Below are 18,231 nucleotides of genomic sequence, written 5' to 3'. Positions count from 1 at the left end.
CAATAACTTAAATATATTATATTTATACGTCTCGTCGCACTACCCTGCACAAAAGTCGTCGGGACAACTCCATATGATCGAAGTAGGCAGTCGCGAATGGATACGCGCCACCCTGGCCCTCAGCCTGGGCTCCTTCCTGGTATTCCTCAATCTCTACCAGACCCATCCCCTGCTGCCACTCCTGGCAGAGGTTTTCTCGGTCAGCGCCCTGTCCGCCAGCTGGACGCTTGCAGGCTGCACCGCAGGGCTTGCAGGCTCCCTGCTCGTCTGTGCCCGTCTGGCTGATCGGTTCGGACGGCGGCGGATCATGCTGTGGACCCTGGCGGCCGCCATCCTGCTCTCCCTGTGCATCCCCTGGGTCACCCACTTTGATGTGCTGGTGAGCCTGCGCATCCTGCAAGGCGTCCTGCTGGCAGGGCTGCCCGCCACCGCCATTGCCTACATGGGGGAAGAGTTCAGCAAACGTGCCCTCATCGTAGCCGTCGGCGTCTATATCGCGGCCAACTCCCTGGGGGGCATCGCGGGCCGGGTGGTCGGCGGTCTGCTGGCTGGCTGGTTTGGTGACTGGCAGCACACTTTCCTCGGTATCGGGATCATCAGCCTCGCCCTGCTGCCACTGGTCATCTGGCTGCTGCCCGCCCAGCGCTGCTTCGTGGCCGTGGAGGCAGCACCGGGGCAACTGCGCCGCGCCATCCAGAGTCACCTTGGCAACCCCCTGCTGGTGGGGGCCTATCTCATCGGCGGCCTCAACTTCATGGTCTTCCTGAACCAGTACAGCTATCTCACCTTCCTGCTGGCCAAGGCCCCCTTCTCCCTGCCGACCCAGTGGCTCGGCATGCTGTTTCTGACCTACCTCACCGGCACCGTCGCCTCTTCACTGAGCGGCCGCGGGGCCCATCGCTGGGGAGCACAACGTCTGCTGCTGGCGGGAATAACCTTGATGGCACTCGGCAGCCTGGCCCTGTTGCAGGGGAGCCTTGTCGCCATCATCGGGGGATTGCTTGTCTCGAGCTTTGGCTTCTTCCTGGCCCACGCCTGTGCCAGCGCCTGGGTCGGCCAGCACGTGGAGCACAACCGGGCGCTCGCCTCGTCGCTCTATCTGGTGGGGTATTACCTGGGAGCCAGTCTGGGTGGGCTTTATCTGCACCCCTTCTGGGAGCAAGGGGGGCTCTGGGGTCTGGTACTCGGCATCGAGCTGGTGTTGATGATCACCGCGGGGTTGAGCCTCTGGCTCGGTCACTTGAAAGGACGTGTGGCGCCCGCTTGTGCGTTGACGCCACAGGATCAGGCTCCCGTCAACGGGCCCTCCCCTCACAGACCGTCATAATAGTCCGCCGGTACCGGCACCACGGCGCCGGTGCACAGCTCTTCGTCTATCACCTCCTCAAGCGGGCGCAGATGAAACTTGATCTGCCCAGAGGGCAGCATCAATCCTATATCCGGGTTGCGTCCGTCATCGGTGTTGCCGGTCTTGAAGGGGACATCGGGATGCGTCGTCACCAAGGCCGTGAGCGAGGGCACCACCAACTCGATATGTTCGAGCCCGGCCTGATGGCTTCGGCCCGCCTTGGGGGCGGCCAGTTCGATGCAGGGGACGGTCACCTGCTCCCAGCAGACGGGCTGGTGCAGGCGATAGGTGGCGATGGGACGACCGCCTATCATCCCCTCCACCAGCAAGACTCCGTGGGCGGCCAGCACCGCTTTCAACTCCAGATATTCCGGCAGGGTGGCGGCGCGGTAGCAGAGGTGATCCACCACGGGGGAGTCCTTGACTCCCATGACGGCACGCATTTCCGTGAGCAGTTGGCAAACAAATGGGGCCATTGGCCCCAGTGTGGAATCCAGTGGATGTGACATGATCACCATTTCTTCTTGGGTTGGAACAGGACGTCCAGTTCGTCCGTCTCTTTGTCCTTGATGTTTTGCAGCTCCTTCTCGCTGTGCTGCTGCAGGTGTTCTTCCAGCTGGCGCATCCCCTGCCGCATGTCCTCTTCCCGCGCCAGCAGGTAGGGATCCTTGTCGGTGACATTCGCCAGCGCCCCCAGCCCCTTGGTGTAGAGCTGGCGGCAGGTGCCGTACTGCCCCTGGATCTGGGCATCCATGGCCCGCTTGAGCAGGTTGGCGATGTTGATCTTGAGCTGCATCAGCTCGAGGCGGCGATCCTCCTGGGCAAAGCCTTGGGGATCTATCTTGCCCTTGTTGTGCTCGACCCGCAGCACGGCCCGCATCTTCTTGGCCAGTTGCAGCATCTGGATGGCCTGGCGGTCGGACTCCGGCGTCTTGAAATGTCCCTCGTCCTGGCTGCTGTAGTTCTCCTGCACGTTCTTGATCTGGAGCTGGACATCGGCGATGCGCTGCTTGACCTGCGCATTGGGCATCACCAGCGCGATGGCGCGGTAGGCATCCAGGATCCGGTGTTGCAACAGCAGCACCATGTTTTTGGAAAAGGGCACCAGGTTGACGTTCAGCAACACCTCTTCGGTCTCGTCTGCCACCGCCTTGTGACGGGCAATGGCCTGGCGCTTGTCCGATTCGGCCTTCTGCTTGTATTGCTGCACCACGTTATAGGCGATGACCAGAAACAGGAGTGCGCCGATTGACAGCAATATCAGGGTTAAAATCATAGGGTGTTCACACTCCAGTCCCAATCCAATTGCGAGATCCTACAACAGCTTAGCCTCATAGGGTAGCGCCCAGATCCCGTATTGCCTCACAAGAACGCTCGCAGGCGGTGACCGCATCCGGTGCGTCATGCTCCATATCGCCCGCCGCCCCCATTACTTGAGGCAAAAACCCTTCGACTGCAGGAATCCCAGCATGAAGGGCCTCGCCTCCTTGCCCAGGATCCCCCTGATCTGTCCGCTCCAGGTCTGATCCTTGTTGTTGCTGCTGCGGGCCTGGTAGTAGTCGTGGATCTGCCCGTCGTACCGGGCAAGCAGGGCGCGGTCCAGGGTGGCAGGATAGCGGTTCTCGTGCACCACCAGCGCCCGGGGCAGCCGCGGTTTTTGCTCCGGCCGCTGGGCGGGATGGCCCAGGCAGAGGCCAAACAGCGGGATCACCTGATGGGGCAGACCCAGCACCTCGCTCACCTCGGCCGGATTGTTGCGAATGCCGCCGATATAGACCCCCCCCAGCCCAAGTGACTGGGCCGCCAGCAAGGCATTTTGCGCCATCAGGGCGCCGTCGATGGCCCCGATCATGAGCTGCTCCACAAAGCCGGTGCGGGCCTCCGGCACTATCTGGCTATGACGATGGTAGTCGGCGCAAAACACCAGAAACTCCGCCGCTTCGACCACATAGGCCTGATGGCCGGCCAGCTCCGCCAGGGTGGCCCGCAACCCCTTGTCGGTGACCCGGATGATGCTGTTGGCCTGGAGGAAGCTGGAGCTCGCGGCGCTCTGGGCGGCGCTCAGGATCTGATCCAACTGCTCTGCGCTGACGGGCTCTGAGGTGAACTGGCGAATGGAGCGATGGGAAAGAATGAGATCGATGGTCGGGTTCATGGTACCTCCGGGATGAAGGTCACACTCTACCCAAAAAAAGCGGGGGGCCCAAGGCCCCCCATCACCCTCAAGGGGCAGGATAGACATAGGGGGCCTGTAGCCCAAGCGGGAACCCCAGCGCCCAGTAGAGCAGCAGGAAGCCCGTCCAGCTCACCAGGAAGGCCAGGGAGTAAGGCAGCATCATGGAGACCAGGGTGCCGATGCCTGTGCTCTTCACATACTGTTGGCAATAGACCACCACCAGGGGGAAGAAGACCATCAGCGGGGTGATGATGTTGGAGGCGGAATCCCCCATCCGATACGCGGCCTGAGTCAGCTCGGGCGAGATGCCCACCGCCATCAGCATGGGCACCAGGATGGGGCTGATGAGGGCCCACTTGGCGGAGGCCGAGCCCACCACCAGGTTGACGGTAGCCGTCAGCAGTATGATGCCGACGATGGTCACCTCTCCCGGCAGCGCCAGGGCGTGAAGCACCTCGGCACCGGAGAGCGCCAGCAAGGTACCGAGGTTGGAATCCCCGAACGCCTTGATGAAGAGGGCGCAGAAGAAGGCCATCACCATGTAGGAGCCCATCTTGTTCATGGTGGCCGACATGGCGTCGATCACATCCTTGCCGCTCTTGAAGCTGCCGGCGACAAAGCCATAGACGATCCCGGGCAGGATGAAGAGCAGGAAAATGAGGGGCACGATGGACTTCATCACCGGCGCGGCGAAGGTGGTGAGGGAACCGTCCGGTGCCCGCATCGGCGAGTCGCCGGGGGCCAGCGCCAGCCCCAGCAGCACCACGGCCGCCAGCATGGCAAACCCGGCCCAGTTGAAGGCCCGGCTCTCCTGGGCGCTGTAACGACCCATCTCGTCGGCGCTCTCCAGATCCTCGTTGAGGGGCACTTGCTTGAGGCGCGGCTCGACAATCTTCTCGGTGACAAACCAGCCCACGCAGATGATCAGCAAGGAAGAAGCGCCGGTGAAGATGATATTGCACAGGGTGTTGACCATGTAGTCAGGGTCGAATAACTGGGCTGCAGACTGGGTGAACCCCTGAAGCAGCGCATCCCCGCCGGAGGGCAGGAAGTTGGCGGCAAACCCGCCGGAAACCCCGGCAAAGGCTGCGGCAATCCCCGCCAGCGGGTGACGACCCGCCGCATGGAAGATGATGCCGCCAATGGGGATCACCAGCACATAGCCCGCATCGGCGGCGGTATGGCTGACGATGGCCACCAGGATCAGCATGGGGGTCAGAAAGCGCGCCGGCGTCACCTTGAGCAGCTTCTTGAGCCCGGTGTTGATGAAACCGGACTGTTCAGCCACCCCGACCCCCAGCATGGCCACCAGCACGATGCCAAGGGGAGCAAACCCGGTGAACGTGGTGACCATGCTGGCGAGAAAGTCCGCCAGCCCTGCCCCGGTCAACAGGTTGTTGATGACCACAGCCTCTCCGGTGCGGGGATTGACCAGATCGAAGGAGAACTGGGAGCCTATCCAGGAGCCGACCCAGACGATCAGCAAGGCATAGAGGAAGAGCATGGCGGGATCCGGCAGCTTGTTGCCCGCCTTCTCCACCCCGTTCAGAAAGCGGTTCAACCAGCCGTTGGGAGGGGCCGGACGCTCGTTCACTGCAGCTTGACTCATTATGGTGATACTCCATTACCAAGGAATGAGCGCGCATACTAGCGATAACGTCTAATGGATCCCATGATATGAGACAAAAATTCGATTAATTATGTTTAATTTGGCATCTCGCACTTCATAAATGGGAGATGCCGCACATTTATCGACAACTTTCTCAATGGTTTGCGAGGGGATAGCGGCCCAGCCGGCACTGTACTGCGAACCCCGCCGCCGCCACCTCTTCCGGTGTCATGGGACGGCTGAACAGAAATCCCTGGAAGACATGGCAACCCTGGGTCTGCAGGGCCGCGAGCTCGTGCTCCTCCTCCACCCCTTCCGCCAGGATCCCGAGCCCCAGACTGGTGGCCATGGCCACCGTCGCCCGGATCACCGGCAGGTTGAGCCCCACCACGAAGGAGCGGTCCAGCTTGATGGTGTCGATGGGCAACCGGTTGAGGTAGGCAAGCGACGAGTAGCCCGTCCCGAAGTCGTCGATGGCGATCTTGATCCCCTGCTCGCTCAGGGCGTCGAGGATCTCGATGCACCCCTTCATGTCCAGCATCAGCACCGTCTCGGTCAGCTCCAGGGTCAGCAGTGCCGCCTCCACCGAGAATGCCTCGAGCAGTTGGGCCACCAGCTCCGGCAAACTGGCAGAGAGCTGGAAGCCCGAGAGATTGACCGACACCGGCACCCTCACCCCATCCTGTCGCTGCCACTCCCCCATCTGGGCCAATGCGGTGGAAAGCACCCAGCTTCCAATTTCCCGGATGAGCCCCATCTCTTCGGCCAGCGGAATGAACTCCGCCGGCGACACATGGCCGAGCACGGGATTGTACCAGCGTACCAGGGCCTCGAAACCGATGACCTGACCTTGCGCCACATCCACCTGGGGCTGATAGCGCAGGCTGAGCTCCCCCCGACCGACGGCCTTGGCCAGAAACTGCTTGAGGGTCAGCTTGCGATGCAGGCTTTGCTGCATGCTGGGGGTGAAGCGCTGCCAGCGAAGCCGCCCCATCTGCTTGGCCTGGTACATGGCCATGTCGGCACGGGTGATGAGGTTATCGCCATCATCGGCGTCGTCCGGGTAGATGGCGATGCCGATGCTGCCGCCGATGGTGACCTCGGGGACACCGCTCAGCTGCAGTGGCTTGCTCATCTGGGAGAGCATGAGATCCGCCACCTCCTGGGCCCGATCGCTCGCCTGGTTGAGGGGCACCAGGGCGGTGAACTCGTCCCCGCCAAGGCGCGCCAGCTCCACGTCCCGCGGGCAGATCTGCTTGAGCCGTCCGGCGACCCGCTCCAGCAGGCGATCCCCTGCCTTGTGGCCGTAGTTGTCATTGACCAGCTTGAAGTTGTCCAGATCCATGAACACCAGGGCAAAGCGCCCCCCGAGGCCGCAATAGGCTTCCAGGGATTTCATCAGGCCGTAGCGATTGAGCAACCCGGTGAGGGAGTCGTGCCAGGCCAGGTGGCGATGCTCCAGCTCTTCGAGCTTGCGATCCGTGATGTCCCGCATGGTCAGCAGGATCCGTGCCCCCTGCTGGATATGGCGAAACTGGTACTGGAACCAGCGCATCCCTTTCTGGGTGCGACACTCCCCTTCGGCCACCACTTCGTCCAGACGGGAGAGGCGACGATAGAAGGCCTCGTCCGCACCGGAGAAGATCTGGGGCAGCGTCAGAATGCCGGTGCCAAAGCACATGTCGAAGTGATGGTTGCCGCTCTCGAGGCGCCCCTCGTTGTCAAAGAGACAGGCCAGGGTGTCGCCGGTGGCGAGGGAGGACTCCTGATAGAGGGTGTCGGCATCGATGACCGCTTCCGCCATCATCATCTGCCTTCCGGCAAGCTGGATCCCGGAAAGACGCAGATAGACCTGCTTCTTGACCCCCTTGGGCGAGAGGGTCCACCACTCGTTGTAACTGCGCTCCTGCTGGAAATCGCCGAGATAGCGCTGCAGCAGCAGATCGATGGCGGCGGCCATGTCGGCGGAGAAATCCCGGGACTTCAGCTCGGCCAGGGAGCTCGCCTCCCAGAGCCCGAGGGCAGCATCGTTGGCCCAGTAAATATGATGACGCTGGATGTCATAGACCCAGACCGGCGTGTGGAGGACATCCATCACGGTGAGCAGGCGTTCGTCTAGCGTATTCATGTTGAGTGATGATTCATGCTGAAAGCTCATGGTCGAACCAGTCGCTTGCGCCCCCTGACAGGAGTATTCACGCTGGTACAAAATCCGTTCCGGCCCATAATCGGATAACAAACGGATGAAAAAAGGCCGAAATCATATGAAAACGCTACATGTGATCCCCATGGTACGAAGAAATGGACTCACACTGGTATTGTTGGGCATGGTGATAACCATTGCTATGATTTTTATACTTTTTTTTCTTCGTGAACAACTACTAATCCCCGCCATTTCCTTCCTCCTGGCGGGCCTGATGACAATTCTTGTCGGGGTTTGGAAACTGGGTGAGCCTCATTTTAGTCTCTCTTTGTGTCAGGACTGCCTGCAATACCATCACAAGTACGGCGGCTGGATCCTGAAATGGAGAAATATTCAGCGAATTGACCAACCACGTATCCATTTGGGGTGGGATCTGGTGGAGCTGCCCTACATCGGCTTGAAAATAAAGGATTACGACGCTTTTTTGACGCTGATCACACCCAGGCTCGCCGTCCGTCTGCTGACCGAGCAGCGCGCCGTGCTGATGCAGGCCATGCGAAGCGAGCGCTCCGACTGCCCGACCGGAGGGTGCGGCAGTGGGCTCCTGGGAGAGGGACTGCTGGAGGAGAGCCGCTTCTGCTCACCCTCCGGCCAGCGCTATGAGGGGGTGATCGCCATGCTCGGCAACCGCATGGCACGGCTGCGTGATCTGCTGGGGTACGATCTGCTGGTGCCGGACAACAGCCTGGACAGATCCCCGGAAGATTTCGTCCATCTGCTCCAGCAATACCAGCGCGAGTCGAATCTAATCCAGATCAATTAAACGCCGGATTGCGCTTGCCAAGCCCGGTGACTCTTCATAAGGTCACTGGCTTGTTACAGCCAGAACACCCCCTAAAACCGCTTATGAAGTACATCGAAGAGTTCTATCTGTTCGTCAAGGTGGTGCAAGAGGGCGGTTTCTCCCACGCCGCCGCTGCGCTGGGCATGCCGACCGGCACCATCAGTCGACGTATCTCCCAACTGGAAGAGCAGCTCGGATGCAGCCTGCTGCACAGATCCACCCGCAAGCTGCGTCTCACGGACGAAGGGCTGCGCTATTACGAGCGCCTCTGTACCCCCCTTGCGGAAATAGAGCAGGCCACCGGCGAAATTCGGGGTGAGGAGACGGACATCAGCGGCCTCATCCGCCTCGCGGCCCCCATCGCCCTCTCCAACACCATCCTGGTCGACATGCTGGTGGACTTCGGCCTGCGCTATCCCGGGGTACAATTCGACATCCGCCAGTCCAACGACCATGCCCTCCAGGCGGATCAGGACAGGGACCTGGTCTTTTTCAACGGCGAGCTCCCCCAGACCCTGCCCAACGCCCTCTGTCTGGGTCACATCCAGTACGGTCTGTTCGCCTCCCCCCTCTATCTGGAGAAGATGGGTGTGCCCTCCCACCCGACCCAGCTGGAAGAGCACGATCTCATCTACTGCTGGCCCCACCAGCACTGGCAACTGAGCGGGCGGGACGAACAGACGATCTGCATCAAGCGCACTCCCCGCCTTTGCATCGACCAGACCCAGGCCGCCGTGCGGGCAGCCCAGCGCCACCTCGGCATCGTCAACGCCCCGCAGCACTATGTGCACCCCTTCCTGCAAGATGGTCAGCTCGTCCCCGTCCTGCCGGACTGGCAGTCAGGAAAACGTCCCTTCTACATGCTCCATTGTCAGCCCCGGTTCACCCCGTTGCGTGTTAAGATGTTCGCCGATTTCGTCGAGAAGCACTCCGAGCGCTATCGTACCCGCCAGCAGAACGATCAATTTTCACCGGCGCAGCCGCTGCCCGTTGCATCTGACGGCTGATGACCCACACTTAGCGCAATCCTCGTTGCACAGGTCGGCTAACACTATGAATGTATTGATATGTGATGACTCCGGGTTCGCGCGCAAACAGCTGGTGCGCGCCCTGCCCGCCGATTGGGGTGTTACCTTGCACCAGGCCGCGGACGGACTGGAAGGGGTCGAGCAGATCCTGATGGGGCACGGGGACCTGATCTTTCTCGATCTCACCATGCCGGAGATGGACGGTTATGGCGTGCTCGAGACCCTCAAGCGAGAGGGGGTGCGCAGCAAGGTGATCGTGGTTTCCGGCGACATCCAGCCGGAAGCCCATGAGCGTGTCATGGCTCTTGGCGCCCTCGATTTCATCAAGAAGCCGGCCTCCCCGGACACCCTCCTTGCCTTGCTCAAGCGCCACGGTCTATGGCAATCAGCAACCCAGGTGACGGCCATCCAACACCAGCCCGTCGCCAGCCACCAGGCTGCCCAGAGCAGCATCCAGTTCACCCCCGAGCTGCGGGATGTCTATCAGGAGCTGGCCAACGTCGCCATGGGCCAGGGGGCGGATCTGCTGGCCCGCCTGCTCGGCGCCTTCGTGCTGCTCCCCATCCCCAACGTCAACGTGCTGGAGGTCTCCGAGCTGCACATGGCGCTCTCGGCCGCCGCCGAATCGGAGACGCTCTCTGCGGTCTGTCAGGGCTTTATCGGGGCCGGGATCGCCGGGGAGGCCCTGCTGCTGTTCCACGATGCCAGCTTCCAGGACCTGGCCCGCCTGATGAACCATCAGGGGGAGCTAGATCACGGCGCCGAGCTGGAACTGCTGATGGACACCGCCAACGTGCTGATTGGCGCCTTCTTGCGCGGCTATGCCAACCAGCTCGACACCCCTTTTAGCCAGGGTCACCCCGTGGTGCTGGGCCAGCACAGGCCCATTCAGGATCTCATTCGGACCAACCAGAGCCGCTGGCGCCGCACTCTGGCCATCGAGATCAACTATCGGGTGCAGGGCTATGCGGTGCAGTGCGATCTCTTGCTGCTGTTTACCGAAGATTCCATCGCCACCATGAACAACAAGATCATGCACATGCTCTGACCGTCCCGCGGCAGCAACCACCAGGAGTGACCATGGACATTCGGGAATTTCATTGGCTGATGAACATCGTCCAGAATCTGGACGTGGGGCTGGTCGTGCTCGACAGGGAGTACCGGATCCAGGTGTGGAACGGCTTCATGGAGAGTCACAGCGGCCGGCTGGCAGGCGAGGTGCGCGATCAAGGGCTGTTCTCGCTCTTCCCCGATGTGGACAAGGCCTGGTTCGAGCGCAAGGCCAACATGGTGTTCAAGCTCAACAACCGTGCCTTCAGCACCTGGGAGCAGCGCCCCTACCTGTTGCGCTTCTCCAACTACCGCCCCATCACGGGATCGGCCCCCTACATGTACCAGAACCTGACCCTGGTGCCGCTGGCCGACTTCACCGGAGAGGTCACCCATCTGGCCATCATGATCTATGACGCCACCGACGAGGCCATGCTGATCACCGGCCAGCGCCAGGGATGACCGCCCCTGCCATGACAACAAGGGCGCCCGATGGCGCCCTTGTTGTTGCGATGGGGAATGGCGTCAGCCACTCAGATACTCGGTGAAGGCGTCGATCACCTCGTCGATGTCATCGTCGGTGATCTGCAGGTGGGTCACCAGCCTGAGTTCCCCGTAGCCGGAGAAGAGAATACCGCGCTCCTTCATGAAACCCAGCAAGGTGACGGGATCTCCCTGGGTCAGGCGCAGGAATACCATGTTGGTCTGCACCTCCCCCAAGTTGAGTGTGATGCCTGGCAACGCGGCCAGCCCCTCTGCCAGACGCCTGGCGCGGCGATGATCATCCGCCAGCCGGGCAACGTGCTGATCCAGCGCGAACAGGGCGGCCTGGGCCAGGATCCCTCCCTGGCGCATGCCGCCCCCCAGCATCTTGCGCAGCCGTCGGGCGCGGGCGATGAACACAGCCGATCCCACCAGCAGGGAACCCACCGGCGCCCCCAGTCCCTTGGAGAGGCAGACAGAGATGCTGTCAAAAGGCGCCGCGATGGCGGCCACCGGCTCCCCGCTCGCCACCACCGCATTGAAGAGGCGAGCCCCGTCCAGGTGCAGCTTCAACCCCTTCTCGTCGACGAATTCGCGCATGGCGCGCAGGTAGGTCAATGGCAGCACCTTGCCGTTATGGGTATTTTCCAGGCAGACGAGGCGCGTCTGGACGAAATGGGGATCATCGGGAGCGATGGCCCCCCGCACATCCTCGATGGCCAGGGTGCCGTCCGCCTGCATGGGGACCGATTGCAGGGCCACCGAGCCCAGCACGGCAGAGCCCTGGGCCTCGTAGCGATAAATGTGGGAGGCCGCCCCCAGCACGGCCCCTTCCCCACGCTGGCAGTGACTCATCATGGCCAGCAGGTTGGACATGGTGCCGGAGGGCACGAACAGGGCCGCCTCCTTGCCAAGCAGTTCGGCGCCGCGGCGCTCCAGCGCATTGATGCTGGGATCTTCCCCATAGACATCGTCTCCCACCTCGGCATGCAGCATGCTCTGGCGCATGGCTTCCGTGGGTTGGGTCACGGTATCACTTCGTAAATCGATATAGCGCATGTCATCCTCCTGATGCAGGACGATGACATTAACCAGCCGACACCCGGCTGGCAAGAAACGGCAAGCGGGAATGTGAGCCCGGCGGCTCACCAGGGCAGCGACTGCCCCTGCAGATCCACGAAACGGCCCGAGTGCGCCGGCGTCAGTGTGGCCATCAGATCCAGCAGGCGGACGGCGACCTCGGCGGGATCCTGCAGCAAGGTGGGATCCATCTCCTGAAGAAAAGGTTGCTGCATGGGGGTATTCATGAGGCCGGGATGCACGGTGATGACACCGGCGCCGGGAAAACGTCCGGCCCACTCACCCGCCAGGATCCGGGATCCCATGTTGAGGGCGGTCTTGCTCATACGGTAGCTGTAGTGGCACATGGCCTCCTGGCCCCCCTCCTCCAGGCTTCCCGCCCGATCCGAGAGGGTGCAGAGCCAGAGCGTGCTCTGGGGCATCATGCGCCGACTGAGGTTGGCACCAAGGGCCAGGTGGGGCCAGGCATTGGCCAGCAGACTCTCTTCAAGCCATTGGGGGGTCACCTCCTCCACCCGCCGCTCCGGCATGTGGGCAAGATCATGAAGCAGGCCTATGGTGTTGATCACCACCGTCGGCAGGGTGGTGCTGTCATAGAGGGTGAAGAGGGCCTCGAAGGAGAGCGGGTCCACCTCCTGCAGCGGAAAGTAGCAGGCGGGATCCAGCCCCCTGGGCAGTTGCCTGCCCGCCAGCAACCACTCTTCGCCCCGTCTGGCCAGCTCCCGTGCCAGCGCACTGCCCAACCCGCCACTGCCCAGGATCAGATAGCTCATCTGCGTGTCCTTGGATTTGATCACTGCTTAGAGGGTATCAGAAGAATGGCGGACTGCCGGGAGCACCCGTCAGACTCAGGCCTCGGCCAGATGGCGCCCAAACTCCCGCGCCCGGGCCAGGTCCAGAAAACCGTCCGCCTGCTTGTGGCTGCGCAGGAACTGGTAATAGGCGAGCAGGGTCACCAGTTGCTCCTCGTCCGGCATGGGCTTTCCCGGACGGGTCTCCTGCACCAGCGCCCCCGCCGCCGCCAGGGCGTCCCTGTCCACCACCTCGGCCTGACGATAGAGATACCCGCAACCGGTGGCGAGCCACTCCAGCGAGCAGTTGGCCCCCATGGCAATCTGGTTCGCCTTGCCAAGGCCGGGCTCGGCCCCTTTCAGATACTTGCGGATCAGAGCTTCACTCAACCCCACCTTGCGGGCAAAGGCGCTCACACTCCCCTCCCCGATCAGGCTTTGCAGCCTGGCGGCAAATCCTTCCATCACCCCTTCTCCTCTCACTGACACCGGGCTCTTGACCCGTCGGAGTCAGAACCATAGTTCGAATTCGCGAAGGGGGCATTATTGCCTTGTCCGCCGGAAGAGACCAAGATGCTGGCACATGATTTTGCCCCTTTCTTTTCGCATTTTTATCTCCAGAGGAGTCACCATGTCCGTATCCCGTCTGGCCCTGCACGAGCAAGGCCCCACCTTCTCCCGCCTCATCATGGGCTACTGGCGACTGATGGAGTGGCAGCTCTCCCCCGCCGCCCTGCTGGACCTGATGAAATATCACCTTGATCTCGGGGTCACCACCATCGATCACGCCGACATCTACGGTGGCTACCAGTGCGAGGAGGCCTTCGGCCATGCCCTGCGCCTGGAGCCCTCCCTGCGCGATCGCATGGAGATCGTCAGCAAGTGCGGCATCGCCCTCACCGCCAATCCGGCCCACGCCCTGAATCACTACAACACCGGCAAGGGACACATCGTCGCCAGTGCCGAAGCCTCCTTGCAAAAGCTCGGCACCGATCATCTGGATCTGTTGCTGATCCATCGCCCCGACCCCCTGATGAACGCCGACGAGGTGGCCGACGCCTTCATCACCCTCAAGCAGGCAGGCAAGATCAAGCACGCCGGGGTCTCCAACTTCACGCCCCATCAGTTCGCCCTGCTGCAATCCCGCCTGCCCTTCCCCCTGGTCACCAACCAACTGGAGATCTCCCCGCTCCATCAGGAGGGGACGCTGGATGGTGCCCTGGATCAATGCCAGCAACTGCGCATCAAGCCCATGGCCTGGTCCTGCCTTGGCGGCGGGCGGCTGTTCCATGCCCCCGACTATGCCCCGCTGCGGGCGGAACTCGAGCAGATCCGCCAGGAGGTGGGCGCCGACTGTCTGGAGCAGGTGGTCTACGCCTGGGTGATGATGCTGCCGAGTCAGCCGCTGCCCCTCATCGGCTCCGGCAAACGGGAGCGGATCGCCGCCGCTGTGGCAGCCGAGTCCATTGAGCTCACTCGCCAGCAGTGGTTCCGCATCCGCAAGGCCGCTCTGGGTTACGACGTTCCCTGAGTCTGCATCAGACCCTGAAAACAAAAACGGCATGGAGGATTCCATGCCGTTTTCCGTTATCGAGACGATTCAACGATGGCGCTGGGGGCGACCACGGGGTGCATCCGTCTTCGGTTTGGCCTGATTGACCGTGATGGTGCGGCCGCCGACCTCGGTGCCGTGCAACTCGGCGATGGCCTTCTCGGCCTCACCATTGACCGGCATTTCAATGAAACCAAACCCCTTGGACTGACCGGTATCGCGGTCGATGATGATATCGACCTTGTCTACCTGCCCAAATTGGCTGAACACGGTTGTCAGTTCGTCGGCCGTCATCCGGTACGACAGATTACCTACGTAAATCTTCATGCCATCCACTCTCGATTCAAGGTGCCTTATCTATGCATCCACCGACCTGGGAGTAAGGGCACAACCCCCCTGCCGGACCAGCCACGGCATCATGCCATGGCACTTCCAGCTTCGTATCCCAAGTCCTTGATCTCTTGGGCTATCGGAGCAGGAAAGATCAAATCGAATCAGAGGCAGTATCTGAGCATTGGGATGAATTGTCGAGAAAATAGTCAGAGCGGGTGCAGCTCGGCCAGTAATGTGCCGAGGGCACGACGCCCATGCCAGGCACGTTTGAACCCGAATCGATAGACCCCGGGGGCCACTTCGTGAGTCCCTTCCCGGGACAACCCGAGCAGGCTGGTGGCCGTCGCCAGGGTCACCTCATCCAGCCCGAGATCCAGGCTGAAATCGAGCCACTGGCCATCGTGTCCCACCTTGCGATCCCGCTCCATGCCCACCAGCACGGCTCTGGGCAGGGCCAAGGCCCGGTCTTCGCCGCCATTGAGCAGATAGAGATGGCGTTCATCCCAGGCAAGCTCCGCCAGACGCCAGCGCTGCCAGTTGCGCGGCAACACCATCATCACCAGCACGATGCCGCCAAAGACCACCCCGACCCAGGGCAGCAGGCCCATGTCGGGATATCCCAGCCAGAGGGCGGCCACCACAGTGGCGAGACTCGCCAGCAACAGGCAGATCATGACCCCGTAAAACCGCCGGGCCGGGGGCATCAGCCAGCTCACGTTCTCTTGCGCTGCCAGCTCACTGACTCTCATCTTCTCTTCTCCTTCTGTGATGCGAACGGCCTTGCCGTCGCTGCGTTGCCGCGCATTGTGCGCGAGTGACGCGCCGCGATGCAACCGCCACCGCGACACGGATGACGGCCAGCGGCCACTCTTGGTATGCTTGGGGCTGTCTGAGCCCGCACTGGGCGCCATCCCGGGAGTCCCATGTTCGCCACCGCCCTGCTCTTGTCCGCGAGCACACTCTATGCCGAGGCCATCGGCGGCTACTCCGCCGGCTGCCTGAAAAATGCCGTGGCCCTGCCCCTCGAAGGCCCTGGTTATCAGGTGATCCGCACCAAACGGCTGCGCTATTACGGCCACCCCGACCTCATCCATTACCTGCAGCATCTGGCCAACCAGACCAGACTGGCCGGCATGCCGGATCTCTATATCGCAGACCTCGCCATGATGCACGGGGGACCCTTTACCTCAGGTCATCGCAGCCACCAAACCGGCCTGGATGCCGACATATGGTTCAGGATGGCTGACAGGCCCATCAGCCGCTGGGAGCAGGATGCCCCCAGGGAGTGGGCGCTGATCGACGAACCCAGCTACCGGATGCTGCCAGGCCGATTCGGCCCAAGGCAACTCAATCTGCTGCGCCTTGCGGCCGATCGCCCCGAGGTGGCGCGTATCTTCGTCAACCCCGTCATCAAGGCCGAGGTGTGCAAACAGGCACCCGGTGAAGCCTGGGTCGGCAAGCTGCGCCCCTGGGTCGGCCACTTCAGCCACTTTCACGTGCGTCTGCGCTGCCCGGCAAACAGTCCGGACTGCCAGCCCCAGGCTCCCATTCCCCCCGGCAATGGCTGTGGGGAGGAGCTGGCCTCCTGGCTCAAGGACAAACCCCAGCTGCCCAAGGTGTCGATGAGCTACCGCGCCCCCCTCTTACCCAGGCGTTGTGAGGGCTGACCACAAGCTGTTATGGTGAACCTATTTCCGAGAGAAATATCAATGGAGAACAACAAGATGGCCACTTCACTCTGGCAACGTGGTACCCGTGCCCTGCTGACCCTGACCCTGCTGCTGGGTTTGACCGGCTGCGGCATGAACACCATTCCGACCCTGGATGAGCAGGTCAAGGCGAGCTGGGGACAGGTCGAGAACCAGTACCAGCGCAGGGCCGATCTCATTCCCAACCTGGTGGCCACCGTCAAGGGGTACGCCAGCCACGAGCAGGAGACCCTCAAGGCGGTCACCGATGCCCGTGCCCGGGTCGGCAGCGTGCAGGTGAGTGACCCCTCCCAGCTCAAGGCGTTCGAGGCGGCTCAGGAGCAGCTCTCCAGCGCCCTCTCCCGGCTGATGGTGGTGGTCGAGCGCTACCCGGATCTGAAGGCCGATCAGCAGTTCCTGACCCTGCAGGCCCAGCTGGAAGGCACCGAGAATCGCATCGCGGTGGCCAGACGGGATTACATCGAGGCAGTACGCCAGTTCAATACCGAGATCCGTACCTTCCCCGGGGTCATCTGGTCCAAGCTGCTCTACTCCGATCTGGAAGCCAAACCCACCTTCAGCGCCAAACCCGGTGCCGATGAGGCGCCCAAGGTCAGCTTCCAATGAACGTGATGAGACACTGGCTGGCGCTCTGTCTGCTGCTCTGTACCACGGCACTGCATGCCGCCCCCGATTTCCCGGCCCTGACCGGGCGGGTGGTGGACGAGGCCAATCTGATGTCCCGCAAGCAGGCCCACCAACTCGCACAGCAACTGGCCGTCTTCGAGAAGCGCAGCGGCGTCCAGCTGGTGGTGGTCTCCATCGACACGCTGGCGGGGGATACCATCGAAGAGTACGGCTACCAGCTCGGTCGCCACTGGGGCATCGGCCAAAAAGGCAAGAACAACGGCGTGCTGCTGATCATCGCCCAGGACGAGCGCAAGGTGCGCATCGAGGTGGGTTATGGCCTGGAAGGTGCCCTGCCCGACGCCATCGCCGCCAATATCATCCAGACCCGGATCCTGCCCGCCTTCAAGCGCGGTGACATGGTGGCCGGCATCCTCGCCGGCAGCCAGGGCATCATGCAGGCCCTGGCCGGGGAGTATCAGCCCGTGGACAACACCAGCAAGGCCGACAAGCAGGGAGGTCCCTGGCTCTTCATCCTGGTGGTGATTGCGATGATCGTGCTGCACAATCTGCGCGGCGGCGGCGGTGGGCCGGGAGGACGTCGCCGGACCGCCTACATGGCCGGTGGATTCGGTGCCGGCTCCTTTGGCGGCCGCACTGGCGGCGGTGGTGGCGGTTTCAGTGGTGGCGGCGGCAGCTTTGGCGGCGGCGGTGCATCTGGCGGTTGGTAATCAGGGAAAAAGAGACAACAAGATGATTTCGAAACAGTTTTTCCACACCTTGCAGGCCAAGGTTCGACAGGCCGAGCAGGCCACGGATGCCGAACTGGTCACCGTGCTGGCCCCGGCCAGCGATGGCTATCGCTATATCCCGACCCTGTGGGCCGCCCTGCTCGCCATGCTCACCCCCCTGCTGGTCTTCCAGCTCGGCTTCTGGCTTGGCTGGTACGAGATCCTGCTGGTGCAGTGGTCGGTCTGGTTGCTGCTGAGCCTGCTGTTCCACTGGACACCCATCAAGATGCGGCTCATTCCCAACAAGGTACGCCGTCACCGGGCCGCCCTGATGGCCCGCCTGCAGTTTGTCGAGCAGGGACTTCACCGCACCCGGGACCGGCTCGGGGTGCTCATCTTCGTCTCGGTGGCGGAGCACTATGTGGAGATCCTGGTAGACGACGGGATCGCCCAGCACATCGACAACTCCCAGTGGCAGCAGATCATCGACGACTTCGTGGTTCGGGTACGCAACAAGGAGGTCGAGCAGGGGTTCCTGGAGTGCGTGGAGCGCACCAGCGCCATTCTGACCGACGCCTTCCCCGCCACCCGGGATCAGAACGAGCTGCCTGACAGCCTGATCATTCTCGACAAGCCCTGAACGGGCTTAAAAAACCGGCATTCTGTTCAAGGGATAGGCACTCGATAAAGATTATGAAAAATAAGGGGAAAAGTGGTTGACCCAGGCAGCCCTTTCCCCTAAATTACG

Annotated in this window: 20 protein-coding genes; 10 read left to right on the top strand and 10 right to left on the bottom strand. The window is 62.1% G+C overall.

Features of this window, described 5'->3' with window-relative positions:
- The first annotated feature begins 73 nt into the window (after positions 1 to 73).
- Positions 74 to 1,327 (top strand): MFS transporter, encoded by a 1,254-nt coding sequence (locus OKC41_RS18890; RefSeq protein WP_042880683.1) that lies wholly within the window; start codon positions 74 to 76, stop codon positions 1,325 to 1,327.
- Here OKC41_RS18890 and OKC41_RS18885 read toward each other — a convergent pair.
- The 5 genes from OKC41_RS18885 to OKC41_RS18865 all read right to left on the bottom strand — a co-directional run bounded on the left by OKC41_RS18885 (position 1,312) and on the right by OKC41_RS18865 (position 7,228).
- Positions 1,312 to 1,866, bottom strand: a complete 555-nt coding sequence (locus OKC41_RS18885) for a VOC family protein (protein ID WP_270672269.1) — start codon at positions 1,864 to 1,866, stop codon at positions 1,312 to 1,314. The two genes, OKC41_RS18890 and OKC41_RS18885, sit on opposite strands and share 16 nt — an antisense overlap.
- Positions 1,860 to 2,624, bottom strand: a complete 765-nt coding sequence (locus tag OKC41_RS18880) for a hypothetical protein (protein WP_010675007.1) — start codon at positions 2,622 to 2,624, stop codon at positions 1,860 to 1,862. Before OKC41_RS18880 ends, OKC41_RS18885 begins: the two co-directional genes overlap by 7 nt.
- 153 nt (positions 2,625 to 2,777) lie before the next feature.
- Positions 2,778 to 3,503, bottom strand: coding sequence for an oxygen-insensitive NADPH nitroreductase (nfsA, locus tag OKC41_RS18875; protein WP_041215036.1), 726 nt, complete (start codon positions 3,501 to 3,503; stop codon positions 2,778 to 2,780).
- 67 nt (positions 3,504 to 3,570) lie between these two features.
- Complete coding sequence (locus tag OKC41_RS18870; RefSeq protein WP_270672268.1) at positions 3,571 to 5,133, bottom strand: AbgT family transporter; 1,563 nt, start codon at positions 5,131 to 5,133, stop codon at positions 3,571 to 3,573.
- Between the two features lie 154 nt (positions 5,134 to 5,287).
- Entirely contained in the window at positions 5,288 to 7,228 is a 1,941-nt protein-coding gene (locus OKC41_RS18865) for a bifunctional diguanylate cyclase/phosphodiesterase (protein ID WP_201893876.1), read from the bottom strand.
- A 148-nt stretch (positions 7,229 to 7,376) separates the two neighbouring features.
- Here OKC41_RS18865 and OKC41_RS18860 point away from each other — a divergent pair, with 148 nt between their 5' ends.
- The 4 genes from OKC41_RS18860 to OKC41_RS18845 all read left to right on the top strand — a co-directional run bounded on the left by OKC41_RS18860 (position 7,377) and on the right by OKC41_RS18845 (position 10,660).
- Positions 7,377 to 8,099: a DUF2982 domain-containing protein gene (locus OKC41_RS18860; RefSeq protein WP_327790093.1), complete on the top strand. Its 723-nt coding sequence runs from the start codon at positions 7,377 to 7,379 to the stop codon at positions 8,097 to 8,099.
- A gap of 83 nt (positions 8,100 to 8,182) precedes the next feature.
- The gene (locus tag OKC41_RS18855; protein ID WP_113978772.1) at positions 8,183 to 9,127 is read left to right on the top strand and encodes a LysR family transcriptional regulator; all 945 of its coding nucleotides are present in this window, start codon (positions 8,183 to 8,185) and stop codon (positions 9,125 to 9,127) included.
- A 46-nt stretch (positions 9,128 to 9,173) separates the two neighbouring features.
- Positions 9,174 to 10,196 (top strand): response regulator, encoded by a 1,023-nt coding sequence (locus OKC41_RS18850; protein ID WP_029314668.1) that lies wholly within the window; start codon positions 9,174 to 9,176, stop codon positions 10,194 to 10,196.
- A gap of 32 nt (positions 10,197 to 10,228) precedes the next feature.
- Positions 10,229 to 10,660, top strand: coding sequence for a PAS domain-containing protein (locus OKC41_RS18845; protein ID WP_201890085.1), 432 nt, complete (start codon positions 10,229 to 10,231; stop codon positions 10,658 to 10,660).
- A 63-nt stretch (positions 10,661 to 10,723) separates the two neighbouring features.
- Here OKC41_RS18845 and ltaE read toward each other — a convergent pair whose 3' ends face one another.
- The 3 genes from ltaE to OKC41_RS18830 form a co-directional block, all read right to left on the bottom strand.
- Entirely contained in the window at positions 10,724 to 11,740 is a 1,017-nt protein-coding gene (gene ltaE / locus OKC41_RS18840) for a low-specificity L-threonine aldolase (RefSeq protein ID WP_201893768.1), read from the bottom strand.
- Positions 11,741 to 11,826: 86 nt separating this feature from the next.
- Positions 11,827 to 12,534 (bottom strand): short-chain dehydrogenase, encoded by a 708-nt coding sequence (locus OKC41_RS18835; protein WP_270672267.1) that lies wholly within the window; start codon positions 12,532 to 12,534, stop codon positions 11,827 to 11,829.
- Between the two features lie 75 nt (positions 12,535 to 12,609).
- The gene (locus OKC41_RS18830; RefSeq protein WP_039038703.1) at positions 12,610 to 13,017 is read right to left on the bottom strand and encodes a transcriptional regulator; all 408 of its coding nucleotides are present in this window, start codon (positions 13,015 to 13,017) and stop codon (positions 12,610 to 12,612) included.
- A 166-nt stretch (positions 13,018 to 13,183) separates the two neighbouring features.
- On the opposite strand from OKC41_RS18830, the gene OKC41_RS18825 reads away from it, so the two are divergent.
- Positions 13,184 to 14,083, top strand: a complete 900-nt coding sequence (locus tag OKC41_RS18825; protein WP_103243005.1) for an aldo/keto reductase family oxidoreductase — start codon at positions 13,184 to 13,186, stop codon at positions 14,081 to 14,083.
- A 69-nt stretch (positions 14,084 to 14,152) separates the two neighbouring features.
- Here OKC41_RS18825 and OKC41_RS18820 read toward each other — a convergent pair whose 3' ends face one another.
- Complete coding sequence (locus tag OKC41_RS18820; protein WP_029314670.1) at positions 14,153 to 14,431, bottom strand: RNA-binding protein; 279 nt, start codon at positions 14,429 to 14,431, stop codon at positions 14,153 to 14,155.
- 212 nt (positions 14,432 to 14,643) lie between these two features.
- Entirely contained in the window at positions 14,644 to 15,186 is a 543-nt protein-coding gene (locus OKC41_RS18815) for a hypothetical protein (RefSeq protein ID WP_069651382.1), read from the bottom strand.
- A 174-nt stretch (positions 15,187 to 15,360) separates the two neighbouring features.
- On the opposite strand from OKC41_RS18815, the gene mepA reads away from it, so the two are divergent.
- The 4 genes from mepA to OKC41_RS18795 are packed head-to-tail and all read left to right on the top strand — an operon-like array spanning position 15,361 to position 18,123.
- Positions 15,361 to 16,104 carry a penicillin-insensitive murein endopeptidase gene (mepA, locus tag OKC41_RS18810; RefSeq protein WP_041215028.1) on the top strand — a complete coding sequence of 248 codons (744 nt, stop codon included), beginning with the start codon at positions 15,361 to 15,363 and terminating at the stop codon, positions 16,102 to 16,104.
- A gap of 42 nt (positions 16,105 to 16,146) precedes the next feature.
- Positions 16,147 to 16,752: a LemA family protein gene (locus OKC41_RS18805; RefSeq protein ID WP_010675022.1), complete on the top strand. Its 606-nt coding sequence runs from the start codon at positions 16,147 to 16,149 to the stop codon at positions 16,750 to 16,752.
- On the top strand, positions 16,749 to 17,483 hold the full coding sequence (locus OKC41_RS18800) for a YgcG family protein (RefSeq protein ID WP_270672266.1): 735 nt from the start codon (positions 16,749 to 16,751) through the stop codon (positions 17,481 to 17,483). Before OKC41_RS18805 ends, OKC41_RS18800 begins: the two co-directional genes overlap by 4 nt.
- Before the next feature lie 22 nt (positions 17,484 to 17,505).
- The gene (locus OKC41_RS18795; protein ID WP_270672265.1) at positions 17,506 to 18,123 is read left to right on the top strand and encodes a TPM domain-containing protein; all 618 of its coding nucleotides are present in this window, start codon (positions 17,506 to 17,508) and stop codon (positions 18,121 to 18,123) included.
- The last annotated feature ends 108 nt before the right edge of the window (positions 18,124 to 18,231 follow it).

Source organism: Aeromonas sp. QDB17 (genome assembly GCF_027705305.1).
GTDB classification, from domain to species: Bacteria; Pseudomonadota; Gammaproteobacteria; order Enterobacterales; family Aeromonadaceae; genus Aeromonas; species Aeromonas caviae.
The sequence above is the reverse complement of the archived record's forward strand: the minus strand, read 5'-3'. Positions and strand labels throughout refer to the sequence as shown.